22 protein-coding genes and 1 pseudogene are annotated in these 22,989 nt (G+C 63.0%); 5 read left to right on the top strand and 18 right to left on the bottom strand.

What is annotated here, in order from left to right:
* The first annotated feature begins 221 nt into the window (after positions 1–221).
* Positions 222–1,154 (top strand): IS5 family transposase, encoded by a 933-nt coding sequence (locus BI344_RS13625; RefSeq protein WP_071113442.1) that lies wholly within the window; start codon positions 222–224, stop codon positions 1,152–1,154.
* Positions 1,155–1,332: 178 nt separating this feature from the next.
* Here the strand turns inward: BI344_RS13625 and BI344_RS13620 are convergent, their stop codons facing one another.
* From BI344_RS13620 to BI344_RS13605, 4 genes are all read right to left on the bottom strand, one after another.
* Entirely contained in the window at positions 1,333–3,573 is a 2,241-nt protein-coding gene (locus tag BI344_RS13620; RefSeq protein ID WP_071113441.1) for a motility hub landmark protein FimV, read from the bottom strand.
* A gap of 147 nt (positions 3,574–3,720) precedes the next feature.
* Positions 3,721–4,731, bottom strand: coding sequence for an aspartate-semialdehyde dehydrogenase (locus tag BI344_RS13615; protein ID WP_071113440.1), 1,011 nt, complete (start codon positions 4,729–4,731; stop codon positions 3,721–3,723).
* A gap of 135 nt (positions 4,732–4,866) precedes the next feature.
* The gene (asd, locus tag BI344_RS13610) at positions 4,867–5,979 is read right to left on the bottom strand and encodes an aspartate-semialdehyde dehydrogenase (protein WP_071113439.1); all 1,113 of its coding nucleotides are present in this window, start codon (positions 5,977–5,979) and stop codon (positions 4,867–4,869) included.
* 441 nt (positions 5,980–6,420) lie between these two features.
* Positions 6,421–6,918, bottom strand: coding sequence for a GNAT family N-acetyltransferase (locus BI344_RS13605; protein ID WP_071113438.1), 498 nt, complete (start codon positions 6,916–6,918; stop codon positions 6,421–6,423).
* A gap of 269 nt (positions 6,919–7,187) precedes the next feature.
* Here BI344_RS13605 and BI344_RS26180 point away from each other — a divergent pair.
* A pseudogene (locus BI344_RS26180) lies at positions 7,188–7,864 on the top strand (ice-binding family protein).
* Between the two features lie 72 nt (positions 7,865–7,936).
* Here BI344_RS26180 and leuB read toward each other — a convergent pair.
* The 6 genes from leuB to leuC all read right to left on the bottom strand — a co-directional run bounded on the left by leuB (position 7,937) and on the right by leuC (position 12,539).
* A complete protein-coding gene (gene leuB / locus BI344_RS13595; protein WP_071113436.1) occupies positions 7,937–9,007 on the bottom strand; it encodes a 3-isopropylmalate dehydrogenase in 1,071 nt (356 codons plus the stop codon).
* 12 nt (positions 9,008–9,019) lie between these two features.
* The gene (locus tag BI344_RS13590) at positions 9,020–9,325 is read right to left on the bottom strand and encodes a hypothetical protein (RefSeq protein ID WP_139167026.1); all 306 of its coding nucleotides are present in this window, start codon (positions 9,323–9,325) and stop codon (positions 9,020–9,022) included.
* Positions 9,322–10,086: a class I SAM-dependent methyltransferase gene (locus BI344_RS13585; protein WP_071113434.1), complete on the bottom strand. Its 765-nt coding sequence runs from the start codon at positions 10,084–10,086 to the stop codon at positions 9,322–9,324. The genes BI344_RS13590 and BI344_RS13585 overlap by 4 nt, the downstream gene beginning before the upstream one ends.
* A 36-nt stretch (positions 10,087–10,122) precedes the next feature.
* Positions 10,123–10,761 (bottom strand): 3-isopropylmalate dehydratase small subunit, encoded by a 639-nt coding sequence (leuD, locus tag BI344_RS13580; protein WP_071113433.1) that lies wholly within the window; start codon positions 10,759–10,761, stop codon positions 10,123–10,125.
* 32 nt (positions 10,762–10,793) lie between these two features.
* Positions 10,794–10,979 carry a lipoprotein gene (locus BI344_RS13575; protein ID WP_052878044.1) on the bottom strand — a complete coding sequence of 62 codons (186 nt, stop codon included), beginning with the start codon at positions 10,977–10,979 and terminating at the stop codon, positions 10,794–10,796.
* Between the two features lie 144 nt (positions 10,980–11,123).
* Complete coding sequence (leuC, locus tag BI344_RS13570) at positions 11,124–12,539, bottom strand: 3-isopropylmalate dehydratase large subunit (protein ID WP_071113432.1); 1,416 nt, start codon at positions 12,537–12,539, stop codon at positions 11,124–11,126.
* A 111-nt stretch (positions 12,540–12,650) separates the two neighbouring features.
* Between leuC and BI344_RS13565 the strand changes: the two genes are divergently transcribed.
* Complete coding sequence (locus BI344_RS13565) at positions 12,651–13,427, top strand: helix-turn-helix transcriptional regulator (protein WP_071113431.1); 777 nt, start codon at positions 12,651–12,653, stop codon at positions 13,425–13,427.
* On the opposite strand, the gene BI344_RS13560 is transcribed toward BI344_RS13565, so the two are convergent.
* The 4 genes from BI344_RS13560 to BI344_RS13545 all read right to left on the bottom strand — a co-directional run bounded on the left by BI344_RS13560 (position 13,422) and on the right by BI344_RS13545 (position 16,066).
* Positions 13,422–13,805 carry a nuclear transport factor 2 family protein gene (locus BI344_RS13560; protein ID WP_158021068.1) on the bottom strand — a complete coding sequence of 128 codons (384 nt, stop codon included), beginning with the start codon at positions 13,803–13,805 and terminating at the stop codon, positions 13,422–13,424. The two genes, BI344_RS13565 and BI344_RS13560, sit on opposite strands and share 6 nt — an antisense overlap.
* Positions 13,802–14,950, bottom strand: a complete 1,149-nt coding sequence (locus BI344_RS13555) for an MFS transporter (protein ID WP_071113429.1) — start codon at positions 14,948–14,950, stop codon at positions 13,802–13,804. Before BI344_RS13555 ends, BI344_RS13560 begins: the two co-directional genes overlap by 4 nt.
* Positions 14,951–15,011: 61 nt before the next feature.
* Complete coding sequence (locus BI344_RS13550; protein ID WP_071113428.1) at positions 15,012–15,416, bottom strand: RNA-binding S4 domain-containing protein; 405 nt, start codon at positions 15,414–15,416, stop codon at positions 15,012–15,014.
* Positions 15,416–16,066: a fumarylacetoacetate hydrolase family protein gene (locus BI344_RS13545; RefSeq protein WP_071113427.1), complete on the bottom strand. Its 651-nt coding sequence runs from the start codon at positions 16,064–16,066 to the stop codon at positions 15,416–15,418. The genes BI344_RS13550 and BI344_RS13545 overlap by 1 nt, the downstream gene beginning before the upstream one ends.
* A 340-nt stretch (positions 16,067–16,406) precedes the next feature.
* Here BI344_RS13545 and BI344_RS13540 point away from each other — a divergent pair, with 340 nt between their 5' ends.
* Together BI344_RS13540 and BI344_RS13535 are read left to right on the top strand one after the other, a co-directional pair.
* Positions 16,407–18,101 (top strand): PHA/PHB synthase family protein, encoded by a 1,695-nt coding sequence (locus BI344_RS13540; RefSeq protein WP_095210826.1) that lies wholly within the window; start codon positions 16,407–16,409, stop codon positions 18,099–18,101.
* 74 nt (positions 18,102–18,175) lie between these two features.
* The gene (locus BI344_RS13535; protein ID WP_071113425.1) at positions 18,176–19,354 is read left to right on the top strand and encodes an acetyl-CoA C-acetyltransferase; all 1,179 of its coding nucleotides are present in this window, start codon (positions 18,176–18,178) and stop codon (positions 19,352–19,354) included.
* A 73-nt stretch (positions 19,355–19,427) separates the two neighbouring features.
* Here the strand turns inward: BI344_RS13535 and rfbC are convergent, their stop codons facing one another.
* The 4 genes from rfbC to rfbB all read right to left on the bottom strand — a co-directional run bounded on the left by rfbC (position 19,428) and on the right by rfbB (position 22,986).
* Positions 19,428–19,973, bottom strand: coding sequence for a dTDP-4-dehydrorhamnose 3,5-epimerase (gene rfbC / locus BI344_RS13530; protein ID WP_071113424.1), 546 nt, complete (start codon positions 19,971–19,973; stop codon positions 19,428–19,430).
* Between the two features lie 71 nt (positions 19,974–20,044).
* A complete protein-coding gene (rfbA, locus tag BI344_RS13525) occupies positions 20,045–20,932 on the bottom strand; it encodes a glucose-1-phosphate thymidylyltransferase RfbA (protein WP_071113423.1) in 888 nt (295 codons plus the stop codon).
* Positions 20,933–21,007: 75 nt separating this feature from the next.
* Positions 21,008–21,922 (bottom strand): dTDP-4-dehydrorhamnose reductase, encoded by a 915-nt coding sequence (rfbD, locus tag BI344_RS13520; RefSeq protein WP_071113422.1) that lies wholly within the window; start codon positions 21,920–21,922, stop codon positions 21,008–21,010.
* Positions 21,919–22,986 (bottom strand): dTDP-glucose 4,6-dehydratase, encoded by a 1,068-nt coding sequence (gene rfbB, locus BI344_RS13515; RefSeq protein ID WP_071113421.1) that lies wholly within the window; start codon positions 22,984–22,986, stop codon positions 21,919–21,921. The genes rfbD and rfbB overlap by 4 nt, the downstream gene beginning before the upstream one ends.
* Between the last annotated feature and the right edge of the window lie 3 nt (positions 22,987–22,989).

Raw genomic sequence — 22,989 nt, 5'->3', positions numbered from 1 at the left:
AAATCATCCGCCACTTAATTCCCTTTAGCGATAGATGGATTTACGCTCAACGAGAAATTGCGGCCCGCCTAGCCGCCATTGCCAGCGATCTCATTGCGCCATCCGCGACATCCGCGCCAATCAAAATACGGCGGCAATAAGCGGCGCGCTCGCGAAACCATCGCCCCGGCGCGGCTTTGTTGCACAAATACTCCCCCACCGCAGCTTGGTAAGATAGCGGCATGACCAAGCCCGCTCCAAAACGCTACCGAACGACCAACTGGAAAGCCTACAACCAAGCCCTGATCCGACGCGGCTCTCTGTCCGTCTGGTTCGACACAACCATGTCATGGCAGGCGACTCCGCAGGGCAAGCGCGGACGGACACAGACCTATAGCGATGTAGCTATTCAGTTCTGTTTGACCATCAAGAACCTATTTGGACTGCCTTTGCGGCAAACCATCGGTTTCATCCAAAGCCTGCTCAAGCTGGCGGGCCTGGACTGGAGCGTCCCCGACTACAGCACGCTATCCAGACGGCAGCAAACGCTGCAGGTCCAAATTCCCTACCAGAAAGGCTCGGGCGCGCTGCACCTACTGGTGGATAGCACAGGCATCAAGATGTTGGGCGAAGGCGAATGGAAAACCAAGAAGCATGGCGCGGAATATCGCCGGCAATGGCGCAAGGTGCATCTGGGCATCGATGCGGAAACCCTGCAAATCCGCGCGATCGAGGTGACAGACAACCGCCAGGGAGATGCGCAAATGTTGCCTTCGCTATTGGCGCAAATCCCGGCTGATGAGCCGATAGCCTGCGTGAGCGGGGATGGGGCTTTTGATACCAAGGCATGTCATGAGGCGATTGCCGCGCGAGGCGCAACCGGATGTATTCCGACCCGCAGGAATGCGAGACCGTGGAAAGGAAATTCGCTGGGTGTACTGGCTCGCAACGAGATTCTGCGGGCGACCAAGCGACTAGGCAGGGCAATCTGGAAACGCTGGAGCGGCTATCATCGCCGCAGCTTGGTGGAAACTAAGATACATTGCTTCAAACGGTTGGGGGAAAGGGTGACGGCACGGCGTTTCGATGGTCAAGTGGCAGAGCTGCAAGTGCGCGCAGCGATCTTGAGCCGCTTCAGCATGCGGGGCCGGCCGTGCACGGTGGCTATGGCATAAATCGGTTTGGGGAAAGGGGAAACTCGTCCTGCCTGGGATTTGTGCAACAGAGCCCCCCGGCGCCGAACAATCCATCCACGCCAGAGACATGCGGCAATGGGAACCTCCCGGATAAAAAATGGCCGGGTGTCGTTTCTGAAAACAGACACCCGGCCATTGAATCAATCCGCGGCGAAAATCAGGCGCTGATCCTGTCCAGCAGCGCTTTGGCCTCATCCTTCAATGGGCCCTGCGCCTCGCTCAGCAAATCCTGCAACACCTCGCGCGCGCCTTCGCGGTCGCCCATATCAAGATACACCTTGGCAAGATCAAGCTTGGTGGACAACGGGTCGTCCATCACAGACATGCCCTCGGCCTCAACCGCGGGCTCTGCCGCCGAAGCTGTCGCCTCGGCCGGAGTTTCAGCCAGCATGTCCTCGTAAAGCGACTCCAGCCCGCCGGCGGCTTCCGTGGCCGGCTTGGTCTCCTCCACCGCTGCAGCGTCCAGATTGAAGTCGAAGTCGAGCATGCCGGCGTCGGCCTCCGGCGTCTTTTCCTCGGCCTGCTCCGGCCCAGGCTCGGTCGGCAGCATGGCTTCCAAGTCGAAATCCAGCGCGCTGCCCTGGCCTTCCGGCTCAGCAACAGGCTGGCCCGCCGGCGTGTCGAACAAGGCTGCCAACGGATCCGCCTCCTCCAGCGCTTCCGGCGCGGCGGCGGCGACCTCGGCCACCGGGGCCTGCTCGCCGAACAACTCCTGATCCAGGTCGATGACACCGCCGCCTGCCGCTGCGGCCAACTCCTGCTCGGCCTCCGGAGCCATCTGGTACAGTGGATTGTCCGGATCGATGGCGCGGCCCAGGGTGATGGTCTTGGCCCACAGCGCGCCCTTGCCGTCGAAAGCGGCGTTCATCTCCCGGGCCAAACGCTCGAAACTGGCGGTATCGGGACGCGCGGCATACACCTCCATCAGCTTCATCCTGACCTCGTGCCGGGATGGGTCCTTCTGCAATGCATCCCTCAGGATTTCCTCGGCCTGCTGGTCGCGCCCATAGGCGATATACACTTCGGCCTCGGCCACCGGGTCCACTTCGGCCGCATCGATGGCGCCAGCCGCCTGCGTGAAGTTGCTCATGAAGGAATGGCTGCCGCCCACGGTGCTGGGGCCAGGCCCGGTAACGGTGGAGCGCGCCAGCGTGGCGCTGGCGGCCGACATGCCGCTCGCCGCCCCGCGGCGCCTGGCAATCATCACCCCCAGCAGCGCCAGCAAGCCCACGCCGGCGACACCGCCGCCTAGCAACGGCAAGTTGGCCATCAACCTGTCCAGCAACGATGGTTTGGCCGGAGGCATCGGCGCCGCATGGGCGAGAACCGACTTCTTGACCGGGTGCGGCGGTTCCGCCGGCTTGACCATCGGCTTGGGCGCGCTGGCCATCGGAGCGCTGGCCGCGGCCAGCGGGGCCGAAGCCATGGCCGGCGCCGCTGGCATCGGCTGGCCGCCTCTCATCGCCTTTAGTTCCTGTTCCAGCGCGGCAATCCGCGCCGAAGCGTCCTGCAAAGCCTTTTCGCGGGCATTGATCTGCTGCTGCAAATCGTTCAGCCGCGCGTTGTCTACACTGTCTCCCGGCACCAGCTTGAGCACGTCGCCCCCGCTCTTACCCGCCGGCGAAGCCGCTTGGCTGCCAGCGGACGCGGCCGAAGCCGGAGCGGCGTCGCCCAGAATGCTGGCTACCTGGACAGCTTTCAACGCCTTGATCTTGCGCGGCGACGGCACTTTCAGGATGGCGCCGGCCTTGGGATGCGTGACATCGCCTTCATCGAACGCATCGGGATTGGCCTGCACCAGCGCCGCCATGGTTTGACGCAGCGATGCTCCCTTCGGCCGCACCCGCTGCGCCAGCGAACGCAGGGTGGCGCCCTGCCTCACTTTCAACACGCTCGGTTCGACGGGCCGCACCCTGGCCGGCGGAGCCGCCTGATAGCGGCCAGCCTGGTCGCTGTCGGCATAGCTTGGCACGTCCTGCACGATATTTTGGCCGCCGGCATTGTAATTGGCCGGGTCCAGCAGCACCGTGTACTCGCGCACCGAGCGTCCGGACGGCGCTCTGGCCTCCACGACAAAACGCAGGTAGGGATCGGTGATCGGCTGGGTGGAACTGACGCGGATCAGCGCGCCGCGCGGATCGGGACTCAGCGCGAAGCGCAGTTGGGACAGCGAGGAGGCGTAATCGACATTCAGCGCCTGGAAGGTATCGATGCTGGCCAGCCCCACCCGGACGGCATCCAGCTCCCCGGACTGCACGCCTGTCATTTCGATATCAGCCTTCAGCAACTCGCCAAGATTGGAGCGGAGATGAATCCTCCCCAATCCCGCCCAGGCTCCGACAGAGCACGCCAGGCCAATCAACAGGACGCAAAGCTTGAGTTTTCCCTGATTTCTCACTGTCTACCTTCCGGCACGGTCTCATTTGATTTTATAGGCTATAGACCCGCTTGCGGGCTAATGGGCAACTGCTACGATCTTAGGCCCTGCCGTGGCGTTTAGCTAGACTTCATAACGATCCCTGGCCAAGCGGGCCGCGGACGCCGCTTACATCAGCGCGCTCTGCCCCGCCAAGATTTCCGCGATGCGCACGCAATGGATCGCCGCGCCGGCCTTCACGTTGTCCGCCGACAGCCACAGGCTTGCCACCTTGCCGTGCACGCGCAAGCGGCTCACCCAGACCACCTCGTTGCCGGTGGCTTCCATCGGCGTCACATAGCCGCCGTGCTGATCCTGCCCCACTACCTTCAATCCTGCGGCCTGCAGGCGCTTCTTCACTTGCTCGAGATCAAACTCCTTATGCAGTTCGACTTGAACCGCCCAGGAATGGCCAAAGAACACCGGCACGCGCGCGCAAGTGATTTCCAGCGATTCCGGCGCCAGTTGCAGCAAACGCGCGGTTTCGTCGCGCACCGAACGCTCTTCTTCCGAGTCGCCGTTTTCGTCCACCACGCCGATCTGCGGCAGCACGTTGAAAGCGATGCGTTTGTCGTAGGCTTTCACCTCTGCGTCGCGATGGGAGAACAGCGCGGTGGTCTGGTCGGCCATTTCCTCCATCGCTGCCTGGCCGCTGCCTGACACCGCCTGGTAGGTGGCCACGCTGACGCGCTTGATCTCCAACGGCAGCAGGGCCGCCAGCGCCAGCGCCAGCGGGGTGGTGGTGCAATTAGGCACCGCCACCAGCGGCGCGCGGCCCAGGTCGGTCAGCGCGGCGGGGTTGATGGCCGGCACCACCAGCGGCACGCCGGCATCGTTGCGAAAAGCGGAGCTGAAGTCGACCACCGCCGCGCCGGCATCGCGCGCCTGCGGCGCGTATTCACGGGCGATGGCGCTGCCAGCGGCGAAGATGGCCATGCCGACATTCTCGAAGTTGAACTCGTCCACCATATGCACGTCCAGCTCCAGATTGCCAAAGGATGCAGTGCTGCCGTCCTGGTCGGCGCTGTCCACCGCGAACACGCGGGCGGCCGGGAAATTACGCTCGGCCAGCAGTTCCAGAATGGCCTGGCCCACCAGGCTGGTGGCGCCCACTACGGCAAGTTGAAGGGATGTCGACATGATTGGTTTCCTATTCTTACTGCGCCAACCGAGTGAAAGCCGGCCGGCAAATCCACGCAAAAAGGGCACCTAAGTGCCCTTGTGTTCTGTGACGGCCGGCAAATGCCGGCCTCAGGCTGACGCCTATTCTACCTGTCAGCGCTCAATCAGGATACGCAGCATGCGGCGCAGCGGTTCGGCCGCACCCCACAGCAACTGATCGCCCACGGTGAAGGCGGACAGATACTCGTCGCCCATCGCCATCTTGCGCAGGCGACCTACTGGGGTGGCCAATGTGCCGGTCACCGCGGCCGGGGTCAGGTCGCGCATCGAGGCCTCGCGGGTATTCGGCACCACCTTGGCCCAAGGATTGGCGGCGGCCAACATGGCTTCGATCTCGTTCAGCGGCACGTCCTTCTTCAGCTTGATGGTCAGCGCCTGGCTGTGGCAGCGCATCGCGCCCACCCGCACGCACAGGCCGTCCACCGACACCGGATTGGCGCCGCGGCCCAATATCTTGTTGGTCTCCACGCCGCCCTTCCACTCCTCCTTGGATTGGCCATTGCCGAGGTCCTTGTCTATCCACGGAATCAGGCTGCCGGCCAGCGGCACGCCGAAGTTCTGGTCCGGGAAGGCATCGGAACGCAGGAAGTCGGACACCTTGCGGTCTATGTCCAGGATGGCGGAAGCCGGATCGGCCAGCAGATCGCCCACCTGACTGTGGATGGCGCCCATGCCGGACAAGAGCTCGCGCATGTTCTTGGCACCGGCGCCGGAAGCGGCCTGGTAAGTCATGGACGTGGCCCAGTCCACCAGATCGTTCTGGAACAACCCGCCCAGCGCCATCAGCATCAGCGAAACGGTGCAGTTGCCGCCGATGTAGTCCTTCACGCCGCAGGCCAGGCCCTGCTCGATCACGTTCTTGTTGACCGGATCCAGGATAATGATGGCGTTCGGCTCCATACGGAGCGAAGAGGCCGCATCTATCCAGTAGCCCTTCCAGCCAGCTTCACGCAGCTTGCCGTAGACTTCGGTGGTGTAGTCGCCGCCCTGACAGGTGACGACCACATCCATCGCCTTCAGCTCGTCGATATCGCCCGCGTCCTTCAATGCCGGCACGTCGCGGCCGATGTCCGGCGCCTTGCCGCCGACATTGGAGGTGGTGAAGAACACCGGCTCGGCGATCACCGCAAAGTCGTTCTCCTCGCGCATGCGCTGCATCAGCACGGAACCCACCATGCCTCGCCAACCTACAAAGCCTACTCTCACTGAAATTCTCCCGAGTCTGTCCTAAGTCCAAATTGCTGCCGCGCCAGGATCTGCGCCCCGGCAGCGATTGAATTTTTGTTAGCCCATTGTGCAGCGCGCCACGGCGGCAGGCAATGGGGTAAATCGTTTTTATTGTGAGGGTATGCAAAACAATAGATTAAGGCGCGATGAACACAACATGGAACAGCAGGGCATAAACAACGAAAACCTTCCACTCGGCAGGAACCAACTTACCGTCAATTATATTTTAACCATTGGCGCGATAGTGCCTGCCAACACCGCCAACGCCAGGTTGGCCATAATTTTGATGCCGTGCTTCAGAAATTCCATTGCCCGGACTCTATTCTCGCCACCCGCCGCGAAAATATCGCCAGCGCGGTAGCCATGCGCCAGCGCCTTCCTCCTCTGCTGCGCGCGTTCCAGCTATGGCCGCAGCATCCGCTAAGGCTGCGGCGCCCCGCTCAAAACCACGTAATCCAAACCATCCAGCGTGTAAGCCGCAACCTCGCGCATTCCCAGCTTGAAATGCGCGTTTAACGACGCGGCATTGTCCTTGCGTATGAAAAGAATCGCCTCTCGTCCCGGCAATTCTTGCTGCAAACGCGCATAGAGCTTGCCGGACAAACCCATGCCTCGCTCCGCTTGCGCCACGCAGACCGGCCCATAAACATAGGCGTCGGAACTGCCAGGCCAAGCCTGCCGCATGGCCCGCACCACCAAAGAGTCTGCAAGACGGCTGGCCTCGCTGCTGAACAGCGCCCCCGCCACCTTGCCTTCACGCAATGCCAGCACATTGCAAAGGCCTCCACGCAACATGGCCTCGACCTTGTCGGTCGAAAAATCCCCGGTCAGCGCGCCGCCGCGAGAAGACGAATTCTCCCGCAGCATCAAAGCAATGCCATCAAGATCGGCCAGGGTGGCGAGACGAATTACATACATGGAAGTCCTCCAGGAGCGCAACCGCGCCTGTTCATGATCTGTTTCCAACCTCCCCCTTCTTGAGGAATTCAATGCGAAGCCACGCGCAATGATGCGCCGCTTGTACGACAGCGCACAGAACATCGACAACGCGCAGCGAATAATTCTGAATAGCCCCGCACCTGCCGAAACGCCGGCCGTGCATTGATGCCTATCTGCCGAAGAGGAAAGGAGCAACACATGAGCAACACGGAAAATTTAGCCATTGCAAGCAAGAGGCTCCTGCTTTCATGCTTGCTTGGGATCGCGGCGCTATTCGCCGCCGCCAGCCCTGCCAATGCTCAAGTGACGCTGGGAGCTGCGGCGAAATTCGCCGTCCTGGGCGGCACCAACGTCACCTGCACCGCCGGCTCAGTGCTGGCCGGAAACATTGGCGTCTATCCCGGCGGTTTCACCAATACCGGCTGCACGATTGGCGGCGAAAGCCCCCTGCGACCAATGCGGCCGCAGATCAAGCGCAGGAAGACTTGCTTAGAGCCTACTCGGCGCTTGAGTCCCGCCCATGCACCGAGACCATCTCGACCCCGGCGTTTACCGGCAATCTGCCGGTGCTCGGCCCCCTGGCCCCGGGCGTCTATTGCTTCCCTGCCGCGGTCACCTTCACAGACACCACCCTGACGCTCAACGGCCCGCAAGCGGCGTCTGGATTTTCAAAGTCGGCGCCGCGCTTACCGGCACCAACTTCTCGGTGGTCATGACCGGTCGTGGACAACCATGCAAGGTGTACTGGGCGGTCGGCTCCGCCGCTACGCTGACCACCTCGAGCGTCAAGGGCAGCATCCTCGCCGGCAACAGCGGCGTAGGATCCATCACGCTAACCGGCGGAACGCTAACCGGCCGGGCCTTGGCCCGGGTCGCCAATACCGTCACGGGCACCAGCATTTTTGGTTGCAGTGCGCCCTTGTAGAGGCTCCGGGACAAACGAAACCGACAATGCCGCGCCAGCCCTGAACCAGGCGCGGCATCCGCATCGCGCAGCTTACAAGGCCGCCACCACCGCGTCGCCCATGCCGGAGCAGCTCACCCTCTCGCAGCCCGCCTCGAAGATATCGCCGGTGCGGTAGCCTTGCGCCAGCACCTTCTTCACCGCGCCCTCCACGCGCTGCGCGGCGGCTTCCTGGCCAAAGCTGTAGCGCAGCATCATCGCGGCGGACAGGATGGTGGCCAGCGGATTGGCCAGGTTCTGGCCGGCTATATCCGGCGCCGAACCGTGGCTGGGCTCGTACAGGCCCTTGTTGTTCTGGTCCAGCGAGGCCGAGGGCAGCATGCCGATGGAGCCGGTGAGCATTGAGGCCTCGTCGGACAGGATGTCGCCGAAGATATTGCCGGTCACCATCACGTCGAACTGCTTGGGATTGCGCACCAGCTGCATGGCGGCGTTGTCCACGTACATGTGGCTGAGCTCCACCTGCGGGTACTCGCCCGCCACGTCTATCATGATCTCTTTCCAGAATTCGGTGGTTTCCAGCACATTGGCCTTGTCCACCGAACACAGCTTTTTATTCCGTTTCATCGCGATGCCGAAGGCGACATGGGCGATGCGGCGCACTTCGCTTTCGCTGTAGCGCATGGTGTTGTAGGCCTCGCGCTCGCCCAGTTCGTTGACCGCGATGCCGCGCGGTTGGCCGAAGTAGATGTCGCCAGTCAGCTCACGCACGATCATGATGTCCAGCCCGGCCACCGCTTCCGGTTTTAGCGTGGAGGCGTTGGCCAGCTCTGGGTACAGAATGGCCGGGCGCAAGTTGGCGAACAGGCCCAGGTCCTTGCGGATGGCCAAGAGGCCGCGCTCCGGCCGCAACGGGCGCTCCAGCTTGTCGTATTGCGGACCGCCCACCGCGCCCAAAAGCACGGCGTCGGCTTCGCGCACCAGCGTTTGTGTGGCTTCCGGGTACGGCGCGCCGTACTGGTCGTAAGCGGCGCCGCCCAGCGGCGCGTGTTCGGTTTCCAGCTTGAGGCCGTCGCGGCGCAGCACGTCCAGCACGCGCTCGGCCTGGGCGATGATTTCCGGTCCGATGCCGTCACCCGGCAGAATGGCGATCTTCATGTTCATCCCTTTTCGGTTTTAATCGTCGCGCCGGGTCAGCCGTTCCACCAGCACCCGCTCGCAACATTTGAATACGATGTAGGCCGCCATCGCGGCGTAGCCCGATATCAGCAATTCCAGCAACTGGCGCAAGGCGCCGTCCATCGCGGCCTGCCACCCCACGTCCAGCCACAGTCTCAGATTGAGTTGCAGCAGCAGGGCCAGGTTGACGGTGGCGGCGCCGAACACCAAAAAGCTCAGGCCCAGCAACACAAAGGCCAGCCAGGGATGGCGGCACAGCCAGGCCAGCCAGCCGCGCCGCCCTTCCCGCCTGGCCGCGTTCACGCCGTGGCCCACAACACCAGCACGTCGGAACTGAAACTGCCGTCGTCGCCGATGTCGAAATAATCCCGCACCTCGCGCCCCATGCTCTGTTGCAAAACGCGTATCGCCTGCTGCATGAGCTGCGGCGTGCGCATCCGCTCCACCCAGGAAGAAAATTCCAGCCGCAGCCTGAGGCGTTGGCTGCGCTCGGCGTGCAGGCTGGCGGCGGCCAGCATGGCGTGCCATTCGGCATGAGAATAATTACGCACGTGGCTGGTATCCCGCAGCACCTCCACCGCTTGCAGATGGGTGTCCAGCAGCGGCGCCCCGGGCGAGGCAATATCGATGAAGGCGGCACGGCCGCCGGGCTTCAGCACCCGCCGCACCTCACGCAGCGCCAAGGGCACGTCGCTCCAGTGGTGGGCGGAATAGCGGCTGAAGACAAAGTCGAACTCGGCGTCGGCGAACGGCAGCCGTTCCGCCGCGCCCTGGCGGGTATTCACATTGAGCAGCCCGCGCCGCGCCGCCTCATCCGCCACGACCTGCAACATCAACGCCGACAGGTCATAAGCCACTACCTGCCCGGCCCGCTCGGCCACCTGAAAGCTGACGTGCCCCGCGCCGCAACCCAGGTCCAATACCTTGGCCCCAGCCTGCGCCGCCACCGCATCCCGCAACTGGGCGAACTCTTCGCCCTGGGCGTGGACGACGCTGGAAAGATAGGCCGCTGCCTGTTCGCCAAATTGCTGCTGCACCCGTTCTGCATGTCCGGCTTCGCGCATCGCGATCTCCTCCCGGCTGGTTGACGGACGATCCGCTCAGGCGAACAGCCAGGGCTGTTGCTGGCGGCGCCGGGCTTCAAACGCCTTGATCTCGTCGGCGTGCCGCAGGGTGAGGCCGATTTCGTCCAGGCCGCCCAGCAGGCAATGCTTGCGGTGTTCGGTGATGTCGAAAGAGAAGGTTTGGCCTGCCGGCGTGGTGACCGTTTGCGCCGCCAGGTCCACAGTCAACTGATAGCCGACCGTGGCCTCGCATTCGCTAAACAACTGATCCACGATGTCGGCGGCCAGCACGACCGGCAGCAGGCCGTTCTTGTAGCAGTTGTTGAAGAAGATGTCGGCGAAGCTGGGCGCGATCACCACCCGGAAGCCCTGGTCGTCCAGCGCCCACGGCGCGTGTTCGCGGCTGGAGCCGCAGCCGAAGTTCTCGCGCGCCAGCAGCACCTGCGCGCCCTGGTAGCGCGGCTGGTTCAGCACGAAGTCCGGATTGAGCGGACGCTTGCTGTTGTCCATGCCCGGCTCGCCATGGTCCAGATAGCGCCACTCGTCGAACAGGTTGGGGCCGAACCCGGACCGCTTGATGGACTTCAAGAACTGCTTGGGAATGATGGCGTCGGTATCGACGTTGGCGCGGTCCAGCGGACAGGCCAGGCCTTTCAAAGTGGTGAATGCTTTCATTATTGCGCTCCGTTAGGTACGGCAGCGGGGACTTACTCGGCGGTGCGCTTGATCGCTTCGCCGCCTTTTTCCACCGCGTTGCCGATTGCCTGGCCGGCCTTCTGCAGGCCATGGCCCACAGCCTGGCCGCCTTCCTTGGCGTCGGTCTTGATGCCCTGCACGGTGTTGCACGCCGCCAGCAGCAAGGCCAGGCCAATCCAGACAATCTCTTTTTTCATGATGCGATGCTCCATTCAAATCAACAGCCGGGCTGTCGGACAAAGAAAACGGAAGATTCTACCTAAGCCGGCCCTGCCGGTCTTCCCCGCTCTTCGACGCCACGTCCCGACGTTTGCTCCCGGCGCGCCGGAGCAAACCGCTACTTACTGAACGGACCACTGGCGCACGTCTACAAAATGGCCGGCCACCGCCGCCGCCGCCGCCATCGCCGGACTCACCAGATGCGTGCGGCCGCCCTGGCCCTGGCGGCCTTCGAAATTGCGGTTGGAGGTGGAAGCGCAGCGCTCGCCCGGCAGCAGGCGGTCGGCGTTCATCGCCAGGCACATCGAACAGCCCGGCTCGCGCCATTCGAAACCGGCGGCGGTGAACACCTTGTCCAACCCTTCGGCCTCGGCCTGCGCCTTCACCAGCCCCGAGCCCGGCACCACCAGCACCTGCTTGACGCTGGCGGCCTTCTGCCGGCCTTTCGCCACCGCGGCGGCCTCGCGCAGGTCTTCGATGCGGCTGTTGGTACAGGAGCCGATGAACACCACGTCCACCGGAATATGGTCTATCGGCGTGTCGGCCTGCAGGCCCATATAGGCCAGCGCGCGCTCGATGCCGGACTTCTTCACCGGGTCGCTCTCGCGCGCCGGATTCGGCACCTTGCCGCCCACGTGCACCACCATTTCCGGCGAAGTGCCCCAGGTGACCTGCGGCTGGATGGCTGCGCCGTCGAGCGCGACCACCGCGTCGAAATGCGCGCCGGCGTCGGAATGCAGGGTGTTCCAATAAGCCACCGCCTGCTGCCATTGCCCCGCCTTGGGCGCAAACGGCCTGCCCTGCACGTAATCTATGGTTTTCTGGTCCACCGCCACCAGCCCGGAGCGGGCGCCGGCTTCGATCGCCATATTGCACAGCGTCATCCGCCCTTCCATGCTCAGGCTCTGGATGGCCGCGCCGCCAAACTCGATCGCGTAGCCGGTGCCGCCGGCGGTGCCGATTTTGCCTATGATGGCCAACGCCACGTCCTTGGCGGTGACGCCGGCGCCCAGCTTGCCATCGACGCGCACCAGCATGTTTTTGGACTTCTTGGCCACCAGGCACTGCGTCGCCATCACGTGCTCCACTTCGGAAGTGCCGATGCCGTGCGCCAGCGCGCCGAAAGCGCCGTGGGTGGAGGTGTGGCTGTCGCCGCACACCACGGTCATGCCCGGCAGGGTGGCGCCCTGCTCCGGCCCCATCACGTGGACGATGCCTTGGCCGTGGTCCTTGAACGGGAAGTAGGCCAACGCGCCGAATTCCTTGATATTGGCGTCCAGCGTTTCCACCTGCTGGCGCGAGATCGGGTCCTGGATGCCCTGGTCCCAATGATCGGTGGGGGTGTTGTGGTCGGCGGTGGACACCACCGAGTCGATGCGCCACAGCTTGCGGCCGGCCAGCTTCAGGCCTTCGAAGGCCTGCGGACTGGTGACTTCGTGCACCAGGTGGCGGTCGATGTAGAGAAGCGCGGTGCCGTCGGCCTCCTCGCGCACCAGGTGGCTGTTCCACAGTTTGTCGTACAGGGTTTGTGCAGTCATGGCGTGTGCCCGTGAGTGGCGCCGCTGCGCCGTTGACTGCATCTTCTGCCAGCTTTGATCCTGTTACAAGATAAGCAGTTATACTGGTATAAAAACCAACAGGATGATTTCATGCCACGTACCTCCGCCTCGCCGCTGGGCGAATTCCTGCGCGCCCACCGCGAACGCCTCAGCCCGCAACAGGCCGGCCTGCCGGTGGGCGCGCGCCGCCGCGCCAAAGGCCTGCGCCGCGAAGAGGTGGCGCAACTGGCCGGCATCAGCCCCACCTGGCTCACCTGGCTGGAGCAGGGCCGCACCGAATCGGTATCGGCCCACACCCTCACCCGGCTGGCGGCGGCGCTGCAGCTGTCGGCGGCGGAAACGGACTATCTGTTTGATCTGGCAGGCCTGAAGAACCCTCAGGACAAGCGCGCCGATGCCCACCCACAGGCGCGCGAGCTGCTGGAGAAGACATTGCCGCACATCGCCATCGCGGCCTACGTGCTGGACCGCCATTGGCGGGCGGTGGCGTGGAATCCGCCGGCGGCGGAACTGTTTTGCGAGTGGCTGGGACGGCCGGACGCCAGCCGCAGCCTGCTGGACTTCATCTTCCTGATGCCGCAGGCGCGCGAATTCATCGACAACTGGCCGGAGCGCGCGCGGCGCATCGTGGCGGAATTGCGCGCAGACCTGGGACAGCAACTGGATGATGCTGAAACGGCGGCCATGCTGGCCAGGCTGCGCCGGAAAAGCGTGGAATTCGAGCGCTTTTGGCAGCAACAGGATGTGCTGGAGCGGGAAGGCGGCGAGCGCGCCTTCAATCATCCCGCCCAGGGCCGGCTGCTGCGCCAGCAGATCACGCTGCGGCCGGCGCAGGCGGCGGAATACAAGCTGGTGATGCTGTTATGACCGGGCCGGCGGTCCCAAATGCTCCTGCAGCAGCCGCCAGCCGTTCTCATCGCGGATCAGCGCGCAGCTGCCCCGACCGCTGCCGCTGGCCGTTTTGCCTTCCGCCAGGCCTTGCCAGTGGAAATCGTAGACGCAGCAGGCGAAAGCATCGTCCGCATGAACCCAATGCAGCTGGTCGATCCGGTATTCCTCGCTGCGTATCCAAGCGAAGGTTTGCCGGATCGCCTGGCACACCGCCTCCTTGCCCTTGAAAGTGCCGTCGGAAAACACGAAGCAGGCGTCTTCATGCAGCCATGGCGCCACCTGGCGCCAGTCATGCGAGGCCAAAGCTTTTTGGTATTGATCCAGCGCCTGTTGCGGCGTGGCGGCTGTCATCATTTCTGCTCCTGATATCCGGGCTTCAGCCAGCGCAGGCAGACGAATACTCCGATCAGCGCCGCGCAGGCGGACATGGCGAAGGTGGGCAGCACGCCGCCATGCGGCCATACCAGGCCGCCGATCAGGCCGCCGCCGCTGCCGCCCACGCCGAAGGAGGCGATGATGTACAGCCCCTGCGCCCGACCGTGGTGCTGCTCGGCGAACATGCGGTTGATCAATCCGACCGCCGAGGCGTGGTGCAGCGCGTAGGTCAGCGCATGCAAGGCCTGGGCGAACGCCGCCATTGCCGGCACCGCCAGGCTGGTGGCGATCAAGCCGAAGCGCAGCACCGCCGCCAGCAACGACGCCAGCATCAGCGTCTCCAGGCCGAAGCGGCGCATGATGCGCGGCATCAGCATGAAGATGCCCACTTCGAACACCACCCCCAGCGCCCACAGCACGCCCACCGCCGCCTTGTCGTAGCCAAACTGCTTCAGCCCCAGCGAATAGAAGGTGTAATACGGCCCGTGGGCGAAAGCCTGCAGGAAACAGCAGGCGAACAGCGCCATCACCGCCGGCTTGTGCAGCGTTTGCCAGATCGGCCCGGCCGGCTTGGATTTTTCCCGCGGCGTCACCTCCGGCACCTTGCAGGCCGCCAGCGCCACCCCGCCCAGCAGGGCGGAAGCGATCCACGGCAGCATGGCGATGCCCAGCCAGTCCAGCAGATAGCCGCCGCTCATCGCCAGGCAGACGAAGCCTATCGATCCCCACACCCTCACCCGGCTATAGCGCCCCGGCGCGGCCCGGGTCAGGTAGGAGGTGCTGGCCTCCACCAGCGGCAGTGCCGCCACCCAGAAGAAATGCGACACCGCCATGCTGACGAACACCCACCAGAAACCGTGGTGTAGCCCGACCAGGCAGAAGCTGGAGGCGGACAGGATGGAAGTGGTGACGATGATGTTGCGGCGCCGCCCGCTCTTGTCGGCCAGCCAGCCCCAGAAACCAGGGGCGATGATGCGGGCCAGCGTGGACAGCGCCATCAGGATGGAGATCTGCCAAGCGCTGAAGGACAGCGACTCCAGGTACAGGCCCCAGAACGGGCTGAACATGCCCTGGTAAGCGAAATAGGAAAAATAAAACCCGGCGAACGGCAACAGCGACTGCATCTAACGTGGTCTTTCTATCTCTGGCGCCCGGCGCCAGGCCGGGCTGGTGCAAGGTGTGCCGTCAGAAAGACGACTTGAAGCGGGATATCTCGCGGCGCGCCTTCTTGGTGGGACGGCCTTCGCCATGCGGAAAGCTGGCGTGCTCGGCCTTCAGCAGCAGGATCTTTTCCTCGCGCGCGGCGATGGATTCCTCGCTCTCGCGGTACAACAACTGCGCTTCCTTGGCCGGGCGGCGCTGGGTGGCAAGCTGCAGCACCTCGATACGGTATTCCAGCTGGTTGATGCGCAACAGCAGCGCGTCGCCCTCCTTAGCCGCCCTTGACGCCTTCACCCGATCGCCGTTCACCAGCACCCGACCCAGCTCCAGCGCCTCGTGCGCCAGCTGGCGCGTCTTGAAGAAGCGCGCCGCCCACAGCCATTTGTCCAGGCGGACCTTGCCGTCGTCCTGCTCGTCCGGCCCGGCCATCACGCCACCTTCCAGTGCGCCGACACCTGGCCGTGCAGGCTGAGGTCCAGCGCGTCGCCGCAACGGATCTGCGCCACGCCTTCCGGCGTGCCGGTGTAGATCAGGTCGCCGTCGGAGAGGCCGTATACGCGCGACAGATAGCTGATCTGCTGCGCCACCGTGAACAGCATCATGCCGGCGTCGCCCGCCTGGCGCAGCTGGCCGTTCACCCTCAACTCAAACTGCAGCCGTTGCGGATCGGCCACCCGCTCCGCCGGCACCAGCGCCGACAGGCAGGCCGCGCCGCGGAAGCCCTTGGCCTTGGTCCATGGGTGGCCCTTGCTCTTGGCCACGCTCTGCACGTCGCGAGCGGTCAGGTCCAGGCCTATGCCGTAACCGGCGACATGGCTCAGCGCCTTGTCCAACGGAATATCGCTGCCGCCCTTGCCTATCAGCGCCACCAGTTCGCACTCGTGATGCACGTCGGCGGAATAGTCCGGCAACCGAATGGGAGAGGACTCGTCAAGCAAGGCCGAGGTCGGCTTGAGAAACACCATGGGCTCGTTTTCCACCGGGTTGCCCAATTCAGCGGCGTGGGCGGCGTAATTGCGGCCGATGCAGAAAATGTTTTCAACGCGGATGGTATGTAAAGCCAGTTTTACACTCGCCATTGCAATTCCTCATAGCTAATCCGGTCAATTATCCCACAAGCGATGCGAAAGCCATAATCCGGCGCGAGGCATGCCGGCATTATTTTTGCGTATCGCAACAACAAATGGCCGCATTTACCGTCCCGCAGGCCTTTTCGGCAGCGGCAGGGCGTGAAAATGTCATGCAACCCTGTTACAGTTTGCAGATAGATCTGCTTGACCCTGCATTCCAAACAGACCGATTCAGACAGGCTTCGATAACGCTATATCAGTACGTATCAGGAGATTCATCTTGTCCCAGAATAATACCGCCTCGCTGGAAGACTTCTTCATCAATCTTTCCGAAGCCAACCAGCAATGGATGCAGCAGTTTGTCAATTCCCTGTCGCTGGGCGCCTGCCCCGACAACGCCACCCATGCGCTTTCCGACACCTGGTCTCAACTGATGAACCAGACCAACCAGTTGTTCAGCCTGCAGTCGGCCCTGTACCAGCAACAACTGAATCTTTGGTCGCAGTTTCTCGGCAAGACCACCGAGGCGACGACAGCCGCGCCGGCCAATGACCGCCGCTTCACTTCTCCGGAATGGAACGAACATCCGTTCTATAGCTTCCTCAAGCAAAGCTATCTGCTGACGTCCAAATGGATGACCGAACTGGTGGACCAAACCCAGATCGATGAAAACGCCAAGGACAAGCTGGCTTTCGCCACCCGCCAGTATCTGGACGCGATGGCCCCCAGCAACTTCATGCTGACCAACCCCGACGTGGTCAAACGCGCCATCGAAACCAAGGGCGAAAGCCTGGTGGAAGGCATGAAGAACATGATGGAGGACATCCAGAAGGGCCATATCTCGATGTCCGACGAGAGCAAGTTCGAGATCGGCGAGAACCTGGTGATCACCCCCGGCCAGGTAGTGTTCCGCAACGAACTGATCGAGCTGATCCAGTACACGCCCACCACCGAAAAAGTCTACGAGAAGCCGCTGCTGTTCATCCCGCCCTGCATCAACAAGTTCTATCTGATGGACCTGCAAGCGGACAATTCCATGGTGCGCCACTTCGTCGCCCAGGGCTATCGGGTGTTCTTGGTGAGCTGGCGCTCGGCGGTGTCGGAGATGAAGCATTTCACCTGGGAAACCTATATCGAACAAGGCGTGATCGCCGCGGCGGAGGCGGTGCGGAAAATCACCAAGCAGCCGGCGATGAACGCGCTGGGCTTCTGCGTGGGCGGCGTCATCCTCTCCACCGCGCTGTGCGTGATGCAGGCCAAGGGCCTGGACTACATCGACTCCGCCACCTTCATGACCTCGCTGATAGACCACGCCGAACCGGGCGAGATCTCGTTCTATATCGACGAGGCGGTGGTGGCCGGCCGCGAGGCCAAGCTGGCAGCCGGCGGCATCATCAGCGGCAAGGAAATCGGCCGCACCTTCGCCAGCCTGCGCGCCAACGACCTGGTATGGAACTACGTGGTCAACAACTACCTGCTGGGCAAAACCCCCACCCCGTTCGACCTCCTGTACTGGAACAACGACGCGGTCGACCTGCCGCTGCCGATGCACACCTTCATGCTGCGCCAGTTCTACCTCAACAACTCGCTGGTGAAGCCGGGCGCCATCACGCTGTGCGGCGTGCCTATCGACATCTCCAAGATCACGATTCCGCTGTATATGTTCGCCGCGCGCGAAGACCACATCGTGCTGTGGAGTTCGGCCTATTCCGGCCTGAAATACCTGAGCGGCGCGCCGTCGCGCCGTTTCGTGCTGGGCGCGTCCGGCCACATCGCCGGCTCCATCAACCCGGTCACCAAGGACAAGCGCAACTACTGGACCAATGAGCAGCTGCCCATCAGCTCCGACGAATGGCTGGAAGACGCGCAAAGCCACCCTGGCAGCTGGTGGAAAGACTGGGACGCCTGGCTCGCGCCGCAATCCGGCAAGCAGATCGCCGCGCCCAAGACGCTGGGCAACAAGGAACTGCCGCCGCTGCAGGCCGCCCCTGGCAGCTATGTGCTGGCCAAGGCGATGCCCAGCGTGGCGGCCAGCCTGCAATAGCCAACCCCGATTATCGATCCCGTACAGGACAGATGGCCCGCCGCGGTTGCGGGCCGCAAGCAAAGGAGAAGGACATGGAAGTAGCAATCGTAGCAGCGCAACGCACCGCGGTCGGCAGCTTTGGCGGCTCGCTGGCCAAGATTTCCGCGCCGGAGCTGGGCGCCACCGTGATCAAGGCGCTGCTGGAAAAAACCGGCGTCAAGCCGGAACAAGTCAGCGAAGTCATCCTGGGCCAAGTGCTCACCGCCGGCAGCGGCCAAAACCCGGCGCGCCAAGCGCTGATCAAGGCAGGCCTGCCGGTCACCACCCCGGCCACCACCCTCAACGTGGTGTGCGGCTCCGGCCTGCGCGCCGTGCACTTGGCGGCTCAGGCCATCCTGGCCGGCGACGCCGAGATCGTCATCGCCGGCGGCCAGGAGAGCATGTCGCTGTCGCCGCACATCCTGCCGGGTTCGCGCGACGGCTTTCGCATGGGCAACGCCCAACTGGTGGACAGCATGGTCCACGACGGCCTGACCGACGCCTACAACGCCTATCACATGGGCATCACCGCGGAGAACGTGGCCGCCAAATACGGCATCGGCCGCGAAGAACAGGACGCGTTGGCGCTGGCCTCGCAGCAGCGCGCCGCGGCCGCGCAGAAGGCCGGCAAGTTCAAGGACGAGATCGTTCCGGTGCTGGTGCCGCAACGCAAGGGCGATCCGCTGGCGTTTGAGCAGGACGAATTCATCAAGCACGACGCCAGCGCCGAAAGCCTGGCCAAACTACGCGCCGCCTTCAAGAAGGACGGCACCGTCACCGCCGGCAACGCCTCCGGCATCAACGACGGCGCGGCGGCGGTACTGCTGATGTCCACCCAAAAGGCCGACCAGCTGGGACTGAAGCCGCTGGCGATCATCAAGGGCTACGCCCTCACCGGCTGCGAACCGGAAATCATGGGCATAGGCCCGGTTTCCGCCACCCGCAAGGCGCTGGCCAAGGCCGGCTGGACCATCGACCAGCTTGACCTGGTGGAGGCCAACGAAGCCTTCGCCGCCCAGGCGCTGGGCGTGGCCAAGGAATTGGGTTGGAGCCAGGACAAGGTCAACGTCAACGGCGGCGCCATCGCCCTGGGCCACCCGATCGGCGCTTCCGGCTGCCGTGTGCTGGTAACCCTGCTGCACGAAATGCAGCGCCGCGGCGCCAAGAAAGGCCTGGCCACCCTGTGCATAGGCGGCGGCATGGGCGTGGCTCTGGCGGTGGAGCGTCCGTAACGCGCGTCATTTGCGCAAATGAAAACCGCCTGGCACACCAGGCGTTTTTTTCATCGCAAACGCCGGCTTAGCGCTAAAACAGCTCAGCCGATGCCAGCAGGGGCTGCGCCTTGTCCTTGCCGGACAACGTCAGCTCCCCGGCCTCGGGCCAGACGATTCCCAGCGCCTCGTCCGACCACAGAATGCCTCTATCGTATTCCGGCATGTAGTAATTGGTAGCCTTGTACAAGAACTCCGCCTCGTCGCTGAGGGTGAGGAAGCCGTGGGCGAAGCCTTCCGGAATCCAGAACTGGCGTTTGTTCTCCGCCGTCAGCAACACTCCGACCCAATGGCCGAAGGTGGGGGAAGACCTCCTGACGTCGACCGCCACATCGTAGACCTCGCCCGCCACCACCCGCACCAGCTTGCCTTGGGCGTAAGGCGGCAGCTGGTAATGCAGCCCCCGGAGCACGCCTTTGCTGGACTTGCTGTGATTATCCTGGACAAAGTCCACCGAACGGCCGACTCCCTCTTCAAACCTCTTCAGATTGAAGCTCTCATAAAAAAAACCTCTTTCATCGCCAAACACCATCGGCTCGATGATCTTGACATCCGGAATGCTGGTATCGATTACTTTCATGGGCTCCAAGCCTGGCAAATGGCCGACGACGATTGCCTCGCATTCCGCAAACCGTCATCCCGCCATGAAGTTCAACAGTTTTTTTCCCCGACCATCGCCAACAGATACTGGCCATAGCCGTTCTTCCGCAACGGCGCCGCCAACCGCACCATCTGTTCCGCATCTATCCAGCCGGACCGGTAAGCGATCTCCTCCAGGCAAGCCACCTTTAGACCCTGGCGGCTTTCTATCGTGGCGATGTACTGGCTGGCGTCCAGCAAAGATTCATGCGTGCCGGTATCCAGCCAGGCATAGCCACGCCCCATGGTCTGCACAGTCAAGGTCCCCTGCCGAAGATAGGCATTATTGACATCGGTAATCTCCAGCTCGCCGCGCGCCGACGGCTTGATCGATTTGGCGATATCCACTACCTGAGCATCGTAAAAGTACAAGCCAGTAACCGCATAATTGGACTTGGGCATCGCCGGTTTTTCCTCGATCGAACGCGCCAAGCCATCGGCGTCGAATTCGACCACGCCGTAACGCTCCGGGTCCTGCACATGATAGGCGAATACCGACGCGCCCTTCGTTCGGTTGCTGGCGTCAGTCAACAGCCTGGCGAAATCATGGCCGTAGAAGATATTGTCGCCCAGCACCAGCGCCGACGGCGCGCCGGCCAGAAACGCCTCGCCAATGATGAAAGCCTGCGCCAAGCCATCCGGGCTGGGCTGCACCGCATACTGTAGACTGAGGCCCCACTGGCTGCCGTCGCCCAGCAATAATTCGAAACGCGGCGTGTCCTGCGGGGTGGAGATGATCAGGATGTCGCGGATGCCGGCCAGCATGAGGGTGGACAGCGGATAATAAATCATCGGCTTGTCATAGATGGGCAGCAATTGCTTGCTGACCGCCAAGGTGGCCGGATACAGACGGGTGCCGGAACCGCCGGCCAGAATGATGCCTTTACGTGCTTGGGTCATTTTGAATGATATCCTGTGATGCCGAGATAGGTTTTGCGGCCGTCATCCGGCGCCCATTGCAAATTCGACACCGACTCAGACAGTGCCCTTGGCTTGCGATAACGCATAGAGCTGATCCACGACGCTATCCACCCCCTCCTCCCATCCTGGCAATGACAGGGAGAAAGCGCGCATCACTTTATTGCAATCCAGCCTGGAGTTGGCAGGCCGCTTGGCCGGCAAGGGATATTGATCGCTGCCTATCGCCTTGACCGCCTCTGCCGTCAAGCTCAACGGGAATCCGCGCTCGCCGGCCCGGCGAATGACGCGCTGCGCATAGCTGTGCCAACTGGCCTCCCCCTGCGCCGTCAAGTGATAGGTGCCGAACTCGAAATTATCGGGCCGCGCATGATGATGTCGAATCAGCTGCGCCGTCACATCCGCGATCAAGGCCGCGCTCGTAGGCGCGCCGACCTGGTCGCCCACCACATTCAGCGCATCGCGCTCCTGCGCCAGACGCAGCATGGTTTTCAGGAAATTGCCGCCATGCACGCCAAATACCCAAGAGGTGCGCAGGATCAGGTGATGGGGACACCCGGAGCGCACCGCCCGTTCCCCCGCGCACTTGCTGGCGCCGTAGACCGACTGCGGATCGACGGCATCCTCTTCGCCGTACGGACCCGCCTTATCGCCGGAAAACACGTAATCGGTCGAGTAATGAATCAGCAGCGCGCCGTTGGCCGCAGCCCAGCGCGCCAACACGCCCGGCGCGACGGCATTGACGGCGTAAGCCGCGTCCCGGTCGGTTTCCGCCTTGTCCACCGCGGTGTAGGCAGCCGGATTGACGATGACCTCGGGCCTCGCCGCATCCAGCGCAGCCAGGATGGCGGCCTCATCGGCCAGATCCATCTGCGCGCGGCCGCAGGCGGTCAGTTCCCCCAAAGGCGCCAATGCGCGCCTCAATTCGAAGCCTAGCTGGCCATCCGCCCCCGTCAGCAGCATGCGCATCATGCTTCCGCCTCGTATTGTTTGCTCACCCATTCACGGTACGCGCCGCTGGTGACATGGTTCACCCAATCCTGGTTGTCCAGATACCACTGCACGGTCTTGCGGATGCCGGTTTCAAACGTCTCGGCCGGCTTCCAGCCCAGTTCCCGCTCCAGCTTGCGCGCATCGATGGCGTAGCGGCGGTCGTGGCCCGGCCTGTCCTGAACGCAGCTGATCTGGTCGGAGTAGGCGCCGCCGTCGGTCTTAGGCTGCAATTCGTCGAGAATGGCGCAGATGGCGCGCACCACTTCCATATTCGGCTTTTCATTCCAGCCGCCGACATTGTAGGTCTCGCCCGGCCGGCCGGCCTCAAGCACCCGGCGAATCGCGCTGCAATGGTCTTTCACATAGAGCCAGTCACGAACTTGCAAACCATCGCCGTAAATGGGAAGGCTCTTGCCAGCCAAGGCATTCAGGATCACCAGCGGTATCAGCTTCTCCGGAAAATGATACGGACCGTAGTTGTTGCTGCAATTGGTGGTCAGCACCGGCAGGCCATAGGTATGGTGCCAGGCGCGCACCAGATGGTCGCTGGCCGCCTTGCTGGCGGAGTAAGGACTGTTTGGCTCGTAGCGCTTGCTTTCCGCAAACGGCGGATCCTGTTCCGCCAGCGTACCGTACACTTCATCGGTGGAAACATGCAGGAAGCGGAATGTCCCCTTTGCCGCGTCCGGTAGCCCGCTCCAGTAGGCGCGCACGCTCTCCAGCAGATTGAAAGTGCCGACGACATTGGTCTGGATGAAATCGCCCGGGCCATGAATCGAGCGGTCGACATGGCTTTCCGCGGCAAAATTGATCACCGCGCGCGGCTGGTATTCCGACAATAAACGCCCAACTAGCGCGCGATCGCCGATATCGCCATGCACAAAGGCATGCCGCCGGTCATTTTTAAGCGATGCCAGCGTGTCGAGATTGCCCGCATAGGTTAGCGCATCCAGATTGACAACCTGCTCATCGCTGCCAGCCAGCCAGTCGAGAACAAAGTTGGCGCCGATGAAACCTGCGCCGCCCGTCACAATAATTGTCATTAT

This window comes from Chromobacterium sphagni (genome assembly GCF_001855555.1).
Classification (GTDB): domain Bacteria; phylum Pseudomonadota; class Gammaproteobacteria; order Burkholderiales; family Chromobacteriaceae; genus Chromobacterium; species Chromobacterium sphagni.
This window is presented reverse-complemented; position numbering and strand designations above follow the sequence as displayed.